The sequence below is a fragment of the Pseudomonas sp. SDO55104_S430 genome, assembly GCF_054070595.1.
Map to the genome: position 1 here is coordinate 1 of NZ_JBSVXG010000390.1, position 3,054 is coordinate 3,054.

The 3,054-nt window shown below is 60.6% G+C and carries 4 protein-coding genes; 1 reads left to right on the top strand and 3 read right to left on the bottom strand.

Going from position 1 to position 3,054, the window contains the following annotated elements; all coding sequences use genetic code 11:
* Positions 1-89: 89 nt before the first annotated feature.
* Genes secB through ACW9JE_RS29900 form a run of 3 tightly spaced genes read right to left on the bottom strand, consistent with a single transcriptional unit; the run spans position 90 to position 1,288 of the window.
* A complete protein-coding gene (gene secB, locus ACW9JE_RS29890; protein WP_224540557.1) occupies positions 90-575 on the bottom strand; it encodes a protein-export chaperone SecB in 486 nt (161 codons plus the stop codon).
* Positions 576-618: 43 nt separating this feature from the next.
* Positions 619-873, bottom strand: coding sequence for a glutaredoxin 3 (gene grxC / locus ACW9JE_RS29895; protein ID WP_224540555.1), 255 nt, complete (start codon positions 871-873; stop codon positions 619-621).
* 1 nt (position 874) lies between these two features.
* Positions 875-1,288, bottom strand: coding sequence for a rhodanese-like domain-containing protein (locus tag ACW9JE_RS29900; RefSeq protein ID WP_224540554.1), 414 nt, complete (start codon positions 1,286-1,288; stop codon positions 875-877).
* A 154-nt stretch (positions 1,289-1,442) separates the two neighbouring features.
* Here ACW9JE_RS29900 and gpmI point away from each other — a divergent pair, with 154 nt between their 5' ends.
* Positions 1,443-2,972 carry a 2,3-bisphosphoglycerate-independent phosphoglycerate mutase gene (gene gpmI / locus ACW9JE_RS29905; RefSeq protein WP_457434807.1) on the top strand — a complete coding sequence of 510 codons (1,530 nt, stop codon included), beginning with the start codon at positions 1,443-1,445 and terminating at the stop codon, positions 2,970-2,972.
* Positions 2,973-3,054 lie beyond the last annotated feature (82 nt).

Genomic DNA, 3,054 nt, shown 5'->3' on the forward strand with positions numbered 1-3,054 from the left:
CGTGTCAGTCGACATCAACGTTAACTGACACACCGCTTTCGCGAGCAAGCCCGCTCCCACATTGGACTTGCTGCGACGCTCAGGACTGCTTATTGAACAGTCGGCGTCTCGCCAGCTTCCTGCATGCGCTGCAGCTCTTGCGCGTACAGCGCATCGAAGTTCACCGGAGCCAGCATCAGCGCCGGGAACGAGCCACGGGTCACCAGGCTGTCCAGCGCTTCGCGAGCGTACGGGAACAGGATGTTCGGGCAGAACGCGCCCAGGGTGTGGCTCATCGAAGCGGCGTCCAGGTTCTTGATCAGGAAGATACCGGCCTGTTGCACTTCGGCGATGAACGCCACTTCTTCACCGTTCTTCACGGTGACCGACAGGGTCAGCACGACTTCGTGGAAATCGTTTTCCAGTGCCTTCTGACGGGTGTTCAGATCCAGACCGACGCTCGGCTCCCACTGCTGGCGGAAGATCGCCGGGCTTTTCGGGGCTTCGAAGGACAGGTCACGTACGTAGATGCGCTGCAAGGAGAATTGCGGTGCGGATTCTTCTTCGTTAGCTGCAGTGTTCTGTTGGTCAGTCATCTCAGATCCTTTCTGATCTTGGTTCTTTTATTGGGTAGGAAATTCAGGCCTTGAGCAGCGCATCGAGCTTGCCGCTGCGCTCCAGGGCAAACAAATCATCACAGCCACCGATGTGGCGCTCACCGATCCAGATCTGCGGCACGGACGTGCGTCCCGCTTTCTGAGCCATGGCGGCGCGCACCTGAGGCTTGCCATCGACCTTGATCTCCTCGAAGGCCACGCCTTTGTTCTCGAGCAGAAATTTTGCTCGCGAGCAGTAGCCGCAGTAATCGCTGGAGTAGATGACGACGTGGCTCATGTCACTTCACCAGCGGCAAATTGTCGGCTTTCCAGCTGGAAACGCCACCGGACAGCTTGGCGGCGGTGAAACCGGCCTTCACCAGTTCGCGAGCGTGGGTGCCGGCGGTCTGGCCCATGGCATCGACCAGGATGATGGTCTTGGACTTGTGCTTTTCCAGCTCACCCACGCGTGCAGCCAGTTTGTCGTGAGGAATGTTGACCGCGCCAACAATGTGACCGGCGGCGAAGTCCTTGCTCGGACGGATGTCGATTACAACGCCGGCGTCCTTGTTGACCAGCCCGGTCAGTTCGCCGGTGCTCAGGCTGCGGCCGCCGCCTTGCATCTGATAGGCAATCAGCAGAGCCAGCAGTACGACGAAGATACCGACAAGAATGTAGTGGTTGGTGGCGAATTCAATCAGGTGAGCAACCATCGAAGGAGGTTCCAGGGCATTAAAATGTCGGCCAGTATACACAGCCCCCAAGGTGGGCCAAACCCCGTCCGGCGGTGACGTGGCCGGAACTTCGCTTTAAACTGCCACTCCCATTTTCCCATCGCCCTTTTTAACTTAAGCCAGAGTGGATTCCATGACTACCACGCCTAAACCTTTGGTCCTGATGATTCTCGACGGCTTCGGTCACAGCGACAGCCCTGACTCCAACGCGGTGTTCGCGGCGAAGAAGCCGGTACTCGACCGTTTGTGGGCCACCGTGCCGAACGGCCTGATCTCGGGCAGCGGCATGGACGTCGGCCTGCCGGACGGCCAGATGGGCAACTCCGAAGTCGGTCACATGAACCTCGGTGCAGGCCGCGTGGTGTACCAGGACTTCACTCGCGTGACCAAATCGATCCGCGATGGCGAATTTTTCGAGAACCCGACCATCTGCGCCGCCGTGGACAAGGCCGTTGCAGCGGGCAAAGCGGTGCACTTCATGGGCTTGCTGTCCGATGGCGGCGTGCACAGCCACCAGGATCACCTGGTCGCCATGGCCGAACTGGCTGCCAAGCGCGGCGCCCAGAACATCTACCTGCATGCTTTCCTGGACGGTCGCGATACGCCGCCAAAAAGCGCGCAATCGTCGATCGAACTGCTCGACGCGACCTTCCAGGCTCTGGGCAAGGGCCGCATCGCCAGCCTGATCGGCCGTTACTTCGCGATGGACCGTGACAACCGTTGGGATCGCGTGGCCCAGGCTTACAACCTGATCGTCGACGGCCAGGGCGAATTCAACGCCGCCACCGCTCAGGAAGGCCTGCAAGCGGCTTACGATCGTGGCGAAAGCGACGAATTCGTCAAAGCCACCTCCATCGGCGAGCCGGTAAAAGTCGAAGACGGCGACGCCGTTATCTTCATGAACTTCCGCGCCGACCGCGCCCGCGAACTGTCCCGCGTGTTCGTCGAAGACGATTTCAAGGAGTTCGAGCGCAGCCGTCAGCCGAAACTGGCCGGCTTCGTGATGCTGACCCAATACGCCGCCAGCATCCCTGCTCCCTCGGCTTTCGCGCCCGGCAGCCTGGAAAACGTGCTGGGTGATTACCTGGCGAAAAACGGCAAGACCCAGCTGCGCATTGCCGAAACCGAGAAATACGCCCACGTCACCTTCTTCTTCTCCGGCGGTCGCGAAGAGCCGTTCCCGGGCGAAGAGCGCATCCTGATCCCGTCGCCGAAAGTCGCCACCTACGACCTGCAGCCGGAAATGAGCGCACCGGAAGTCACCGACCGCATCGTCGACGCCATCGAAAACCAGCGTTACGACGTGATCGTGGTCAACTACGCCAACGGCGACATGGTTGGCCACAGCGGCGTGTTCGACGCGGCAGTGAAGGCGGTCGAATGCCTGGACACCTGCGTCGGCCGCATCGTTGACGCGCTGGAGAAAGTCGGCGGCGAAGCCCTGATCACCGCCGACCACGGCAACGTCGAGCAGATGTCCGACGAAACCACCGGCCAGGCCCACACCGCCCACACCACCGAGCCGGTACCGTTCATCTATGTCGGCAAGCGTGACCTCAAGGTCCGTGAAGGCGGCGTATTGGCGGACGTGGCACCGACCATGCTGAAACTGCTGGGGCTGGAAAAGCCGGCGGAAATGACCGGGACCTCTATCCTGGTGTAATCCGCCCGCCCAAACGCTGCAAATCCCCTGTGGGAGCGGGCTTGCTCGCGAATGCGGAGTGTCAGTAATGCAGATTGCGACT